The 6,538-nt window shown below is 70.6% G+C and carries 6 protein-coding genes and 2 pseudogenes; 4 read left to right on the top strand and 4 right to left on the bottom strand.

The window, feature by feature from the left end; translation table 11 throughout:
- Together KV205_RS35850 and KV205_RS35845 are read left to right on the top strand one after the other, a co-directional pair.
- Positions 1 to 117, top strand: a pseudogene (locus KV205_RS35850) (electron transfer flavoprotein subunit alpha/FixB family protein); the annotation flags it as partial.
- Between the two features lie 115 nt (positions 118 to 232).
- On the top strand, positions 233 to 730 hold the full coding sequence (locus tag KV205_RS35845) for a PaaI family thioesterase (RefSeq protein WP_265869231.1): 498 nt from the start codon (positions 233 to 235) through the stop codon (positions 728 to 730).
- A 99-nt stretch (positions 731 to 829) separates the two neighbouring features.
- Here the strand turns inward: KV205_RS35845 and KV205_RS35840 are convergent, their stop codons facing one another.
- Complete coding sequence (locus KV205_RS35840) at positions 830 to 2,518, bottom strand: AMP-binding protein (RefSeq protein WP_265869230.1); 1,689 nt, start codon at positions 2,516 to 2,518, stop codon at positions 830 to 832.
- A gap of 121 nt (positions 2,519 to 2,639) precedes the next feature.
- On the opposite strand from KV205_RS35840, the gene KV205_RS35835 reads away from it, so the two are divergent.
- Positions 2,640 to 3,257, top strand: coding sequence for a response regulator transcription factor (locus KV205_RS35835; protein ID WP_265869229.1), 618 nt, complete (start codon positions 2,640 to 2,642; stop codon positions 3,255 to 3,257).
- A 46-nt stretch (positions 3,258 to 3,303) separates the two neighbouring features.
- Here the strand turns inward: KV205_RS35835 and KV205_RS35830 are convergent, their stop codons facing one another.
- A complete protein-coding gene (locus tag KV205_RS35830) occupies positions 3,304 to 4,527 on the bottom strand; it encodes an ATP-binding protein (RefSeq protein ID WP_265869227.1) in 1,224 nt (407 codons plus the stop codon).
- A 662-nt stretch (positions 4,528 to 5,189) separates the two neighbouring features.
- On the opposite strand from KV205_RS35830, the gene KV205_RS35825 reads away from it, so the two are divergent.
- Positions 5,190 to 5,339 carry a pirin gene (locus KV205_RS35825; protein ID WP_374214783.1) on the top strand — a complete coding sequence of 50 codons (150 nt, stop codon included), beginning with the start codon at positions 5,190 to 5,192 and terminating at the stop codon, positions 5,337 to 5,339.
- Between the two features lie 24 nt (positions 5,340 to 5,363).
- On the opposite strand, the gene KV205_RS35820 is transcribed toward KV205_RS35825, so the two are convergent.
- On the bottom strand, positions 5,364 to 6,329 hold the full coding sequence (locus KV205_RS35820) for a glycoside hydrolase family 6 protein (RefSeq protein WP_265869225.1): 966 nt from the start codon (positions 6,327 to 6,329) through the stop codon (positions 5,364 to 5,366).
- A gap of 83 nt (positions 6,330 to 6,412) precedes the next feature.
- Positions 6,413 to 6,538: pseudogene (locus KV205_RS35815) on the bottom strand (ricin-type beta-trefoil lectin domain protein); the annotation flags it as partial.

The raw sequence follows: 6,538 nt of genomic DNA, 5'->3' as shown, positions 1-6,538 counted from the left end.
GCGATCAACAAGGACGCCGAGGCGCCGATCTTCGACCTGGTCGACTACGGCGTGGTCGGCGACCTGTTCGACGTCGTCCCGCAGCTCACCGAAGAGGTGAAGTCCCGCAAGGGCTGATCCGCCGCCCGGAGGCCCGGTGTTCCAAGTGCCCCCTGTTCGGGGGTGCCGGACGCCGGGCCTTTGCGATGTGATCAGGCACGAGGACGACCTGTACAAGAGAGGGATGTGTACCTTGGAAGCCACACCGCTGCAGGACCTGGCAGCGCCCGACGGCGTCTGCTTCGGGTGCGGAAGCGCGCATCCGACCGGCCTGCGGATTCTCAGCCACTGGGACCCGGACGGCGTCCACGTACGCTGCACCCATCTGCCCGACCCGCAGTACACGGGGTGGCCGGGCCTTGTGTACGGCGGCTTCCTGGCGATGCTGGTCGACTGCCATTCGAATTGGACGGCGATGGCGTACCACTACCGTGCCGAAGGCCGTGAGCCCGACAGCCTGCCGCGCATCGAGTGCGTGACGGGCGAACTCGGAGTCAAGTACCTCAAGCCGACACCGATGGGAGCGGAGCTGACCCTCACCGCCCGTGTCGACGGCCCCTTGGCCCGCAAGAGCCGGGTGATCTGCGAGATTCACGCGGGCGAGACGCCGGTCGATGTCGGCGACTCCGTCTTCGTACGGGTCGACACGGCGAGGCTCGCCGCGACCGCCCACGGCACGAAGCCGAGCTGACGATCCCACAAGTCCCCTTCCGTCCACGCACAGCCGTGCCCGCGGCCGCCCGATGCTCATGGAGCGGGGCGGCCGCGGGCGCGGTGCGTTCTCGGGGGGTCAGCCCTTGAGGTCGGGGAAGTCCGACTCCCAGTACTCGTTCGGGCGGCGCTGCTCGTCGCGCTGCTGCTCCTGCCCACGCAGCTCGACCCGCCGGATCTTGCCCGAGATGGTCTTGGGCAGGTCGGCGAACTCCAGGCGGCGGATGCGCTTGTAGGCGCTGAGCCGGTCGCGGGTGAACCGCAGGATGTCGCGGGCGAGTTCCGGGCTCGGCTCCTGGTCGCCGGTGAGGATCACGAACGCCTTGGGGACGGCGAGGCGCACCGGGTCCGGCGACGGCACCACGGCGGCCTCTGCGACCGCAGGGTGCTCGATCAGGACGCTCTCCAGCTCGAACGGGGAGATCCGGTAGTCGCTCGCCTTGAACACGTCGTCGGCGCGGCCCACGTACGTGACGTAGCCGTCGGCGTCCTGCGAGGCGACGTCCCCGGTGCGGTAGAAGCCGCCGCGCATGGCCTCGGTGGTGCGCTCCTCGTCGTCGCGGTAGCCGCGCATCAGGCCGGCCGGGCGACGGGCCAGGTCGAGGCCGATCTCGCCCTCTCCGGCCGGATTGCCCTCCGGGTCGAGGAGCGCGATGTGGTAGCCGGGGAGGGGGCGGCCCATCGAACCGGGCTTGAGCGGCTGGCCGGGGGTGTTGCCGATCTGGGCGGTCGTCTCGGTCTGTCCGAAGCCGTCACGGATGGTGAGGTTCCAGGCCTTGCGGACCTGGTCGATGACCTCCGGGTTGAGGGGCTCCCCGGCGCCGACCAGCTCGCGCAGCTTGACGTCGTACTTTTCCAGGTCCGTCTGGATGAGCATGCGCCACACTGTGGGAGGGGCGCACATGGTGGTCACCTCGCAGCGGACCAGAACGTCGAGCAGCTGGGTGGCGTCGAAGCGGCCGTAGTTGAACACGAGCACCGTGGCCTCGGCGTTCCAGGGCGCGAACAGGTTGCTCCAGGCGTGCTTCGCCCAGCCGGGGGACGAGATGTTCAGATGCACATCGCCGGGCTGGAGCCCGATCCAGTACATGGTGGACAGATGACCGATCGGATACGAGGTGTGGCTGTGCTCCACCAGCTTCGGCTTCGAAGTCGTCCCCGAGGTGAAGTACAGGAACATCGGGTCGTCCGCCTGCGTCTCGCCGTCCGGCGTGAAGCCCTCCGCGGCGGTGTCGACCGCAGCGTACCGCTGCCAGCCCGCGGGCGTGCCCGCTCCGACGGCGATCCGCAGCTCCGCCCCCGCCAGACCCGCGAAGCGCTCCGTGACGTCCTCGGCGGCGATCACGGCACGCACCTGCCCGCGGTCCAGCCGGTCGGCCAGATCGTCAGGGCTGAGGAGCAGCGTGGCCGGGATGACCACGACGCCGAGCTTGATCGCGCCGAGCATGACCTCCCACAGTTCGGGGACGTTGCCGAGCATGACGAGGACCCGGTCCCCGCGCCGCAGGCCGAGGGCCCTCAGGTGATTGGCGACCTGGCTCGAGCGCCGGGACAGCTCGGCGAACGTGCGCGTCTGCTCGCCGCCGTCCTCGTCCACGACCCACAGTGCGCGCCGGTCGTTGCCCTCGGCGATACGGTCGAAGTAGTCGAGGGCCCAGTTGAACGTCGTCGGCCGCGGCCACTCGAACTCACGGCGTGCGGTGTCGTAGTCGACCCGATGGCGCAGCAGCACCTCGCGGGCGGAAAGGAAGTCATCGACCGAGCCCATGGCCCATCTCCTTGATGTTTCGGTACCGTCACCCCGATATTTCATCCCCCTGGCCCGTTCCGGTTCCTCCAGGTGGAGAGGAGAGTTCATCAACGTGGTACATGTTTCCGCAGGACAAACCGTGCGGCTGCTCATCGTCGACGACCATCCCGTAGTCTGCGACGGAGTCCGCTCGCTCGTCCGTGACGCCCCCGACCTGGAGGTCGTGGGCTCGGCCCGTACGGCGCGCGAGGGGATCGAGCTGGCCGCCGCGCTCCGGCCGGACGTCGTCCTGCTGGACCTCAGGCTCCCCGACATGCTCGGGAGCGAGGCGCTGCCGCGCGTGCTCGCCGTTTCGCCGGCCACCCGCGTCGTGATCTTCACCGCATTCGAGGACCACGCGGCGCTGGACGCGGCCATGTCGGCCGGCGCCCATGGCTGTCTGCTCAAGGACGTCACTCACACGGACCTCGTGGAGCAGCTGCGGCGCATCGCCGCGGGAGTCCGGGTGGTGGACCCGCGTCTGAAGGAGTCGGGCGGGGCGATGCTCCAGGCCCGTCTGTTCCAACTGTCCCTGAGCCGACGCGAGTACGAGGTCGTACGGCTGGCCGCGACCGGCAAGACGAACCCCGAGATCGCCGAGGATCTCGGCCTGGCCCGCAACACCGTCAAGACCTACCTGCAGACGGCCATGCAGAAGCTGGGCGCCCGTAACCGGGTGGAGGCGGTACGGCGGGCCCGGGAGGAGCATCTGCTCTGACCTCGCCCGGACGGGAGGGCCCGGACCCGCCGGTACGAAGCGGCCGTCAGGACTCCGACGGCCGCGGGAGCGGCACATCGCACCGCAGCGTCGTGCCGTCCTCCTCCCGCACCAGCCGCAGCGAGCCGCCGAGCCGCTCCACCCGGGTGCGCAGGGCGGGCAGCCCCGCGCCGGTGCCACGAGCCGCCGGGCCCCCGTCCGCCGTCCCGGCAGGGCCCTTCACCTGGTCGTCCGGGCTCTCGTCCGGTTCGGGGCGGCCCACGCCGTCGTCCATGACGGCGACGCTCACACTGCCGTCGTAGGCGGCGAGCGTGACGACCACGGACCGGGCCCGGGCGTGCTTCTCCACGTTGAGCAGCGCCTCGTCCACCGCGCGGACCAGGACCGCCCGTCGCTCGGGGTCGAGATCAGGCGCAAGACCGACCGGGACGAAGCTCGCGGGGATGCCCGTACGGAGCTGAAAACTCTGCACGGACACCGCGACATCGGCCGCCAGGCGGCCGGGGTCACGGTCGGACCGTGCGTCGTGCAGCCGGGAGACGGACTCGCGCAGCGTGCTGCCCGCCAGCGACAACTGGTGCTCGATCGCGGCGAGCCGCTGGGCGACATGCGGAGTCTCGCGTGCCTCGGTCTGCAGCTGGCGCAGGGAGGAACCGATGCCGAAAAGCATCGCGCCGACGCTGTCGTGCAAGGACTCGGCGATCCGCCGCCTCTCCGCCGCCACCGAGGTGTCGGCGAGCGTGGCGGCGCCGTCGGCCACGTCCACAGCGAGCGTCGCGAGGCGGGACATCCGTCCCAGGGCGTCGACGGTCCTGTCGCTGATCTCCGTCGCATTCCGCTGGGCACCGTAGATCACGCCCCGTGCCGTCCCGCTGCCGATCGGCAGCCCGACCATGCCGGTGACCCGCTCCCGGCTGACCTGGGAGTCGAAATCATGCGTGATCCGGTCGGAGCGGCAGTAGTCGCCGACGACCACCGGTCGGCCGACGGCGGCGACCCGGCCGCCCACACCGAGACCCAGGGGGATGGGCAGGTCGTGGAGGGCGTCGTGCTGGGTTCCCGCCCAGATGCGCAACACCAGGTCACCGTCCTCGACCAGGCCGGCGAGGGCGATGTCGAAGCCGTGCTCACGGCGTACGCGGTCGGCGAGGGCGCGCAGCACCGCGTGTGTGTCGAGGAGACTGAGCCGCTGCTCACGCTCCGTGTCCAGACGGAAGAGCTGGTCCAGGCCTTCCAGGACCTCCTGCTCGCGCTCACCGTGACCGCTCATGTCGGAGCCCTTCTCGTAGGGGCATGGTACGTGGGGCCCGCCTCGCCAGCCAGAGGCGCCCGCGACGGTTCGTCGGCCACCTTGGCGTGGCGCAGGTCACAGCACCACCTCCAGACGGAGAGGCGGTTCCCTCATGGGCTGTGCCCGGTCCGGGAGCCGTTGCCCGTGGCCTCCACACGTGATCTTCTCTGCGAGCCGCGGCGGGTGCGTGGCCAGCCGGTGCCGGGCGATCTGTTCACGCGTGGCGACCCCGCCCCACCCCGCCGAGCGCGCGAAGCGGCCGGGCCGGCCGATGATCTGGCCGTGCATGCCGACGCTCATCATGCGGGGGGCGTTCGGCGCCCTCCGCCCAGCTCCAGCCGCGCCCGGCCACCTCCCAGCCGGCGGCGCTCATAGCGCGGGGCCGCGTCCGGATTGCGCTCAAGGCGGGCCCTCGACCCAAGCCAGGCCCACGAGTCCCCCAAGCCAGCGGCTCGGTCTCCCCCTCAGACCGAACTCGCGACACTCTCGCTGACGGTTGTGACGCCGGCTCTGCGGGATGGGGGAGTGGCGGCGGATCGGCCTTCCCAGGGGCGCGCCGATGCTGACTTTTGCTGACTTTGAGGGAATCGATAGGCGTTGACCTGCGGAAACGTCGACTGATCACGTGGTGGTGGAACTTCGTGGGCCGCACGGACGAGGAGATCCGCGCCGCACGCGACGCGTGGATGACCGGCGACCGCTTCGGCGAGGTCGTCGGCTACGCCGGCCCCCGCCTGGACGCTCCGGAGGTGCCCCCGACCCAGCTGAAGGCGCGGGGTCGGGTGTGCTGACCTGGGCCGCAGGAGTCCCCGAGGTCAGTAGCCGTAGATCATCTTGTAGGCGACCTCGGGGAGGAACTGTCCGGCCGTGGAGCCGGTTCCGACGCCGCAGTTGCCGTCGGACTCGCCCGGGGCCTTGATCCACAGCAGCATCTCGGCGCCGCCGCCCAGCTGGGTGGGCGTGCCGATGCGGCGGCCGGCCGCGTTGCACCACTCGCCGTTGGAGCCGTTGCCGTTGCGGCTGGTGTCGACGACGAACGGCTTGGTGTAGCCGTAGCGGGCGGCCAGTTCGCCGTTGACGGCGTTGCCGTAGGCGGTGTTCTGGGCGGTGGTGAAGTAGTTGGAGACGTTGAGGGAGAAGCCGTGGGCCTGGCGCAGACCGGCTTCGTGGAGCCGCTGGGCCATGGTCCCGGCGCTCACCCAGCCGGAGTTGCCGGCGTCGAGGTAGACCCAGGTGTTCGGTGCCTGGCGGTTGAACTCGGCGAGGGCGCCGCTGATCATGCCCTGTCGCTCGCGGATCTGATCCTGGGTCAGGCAGCCGTAGTCCGCGAGGGAGTCCGGTTCGAGGATGACGACGGCCGGGCGGTTGGCGATCCCGCCGGCGAACTGCGCGATCCAACTCGCGTAGGCGGACGGTGAGGCGGCTCCCCCTCCGGAATGCCCGCCGCAGGAGTCGCGGTGGTAGATGTTGTAGGCGACCAGGATGGGCAGCTTGTCCCGGGAGTCCGCCGCCCCGGCGTACGCGCCCGTGGCGGTGCCGATGGTGCCGCTCCAGGAGCCGAACCAGTGCGCCATGGGCGTGTTGGCGAGGGACGTGTTGATCGCGGCGGCCCGGCCGTCACCGGGGTTGGCCGCGACCCACGACTTCGCGCTCGAGTTCGGGTCCACATAGAACCCGCTGGTCATGGTGGTCGGGTCGGCCGCGTGGGCGGACGGCGCGACGGCGAGTGCCAGCGGCAGTGCGATGAACGCTGCCGCGAGGGCGCGGATTCGGCGGCGCATGACGGTACCTCGATTCCAGGTGGGGGGCACCACACGCTCTCGTCCCGAGCGTGCGACGAACTGAGTGATGGTCAGGTGCGGGTCCAGCGCTGGTTGTCGCCGCCCCAGCAGCTGTAGATCTGGACCTTGGTACCGTTGCCGGTGCCGGCGGCGTCCAGGCACTTGTTGCCGTAGACCCTGAGCTCACCGGCGCTGGTGGACGTCCACTG

The sequence above is a fragment of the Streptomyces sp. SKN60 genome, from assembly GCF_026236535.1.
GTDB lineage: Bacteria > Actinomycetota > Actinomycetes > Streptomycetales > Streptomycetaceae > Streptomyces.
The sequence above is the reverse complement of the archived record's forward strand: the minus strand, read 5'-3'. Positions and strand labels throughout refer to the sequence as shown.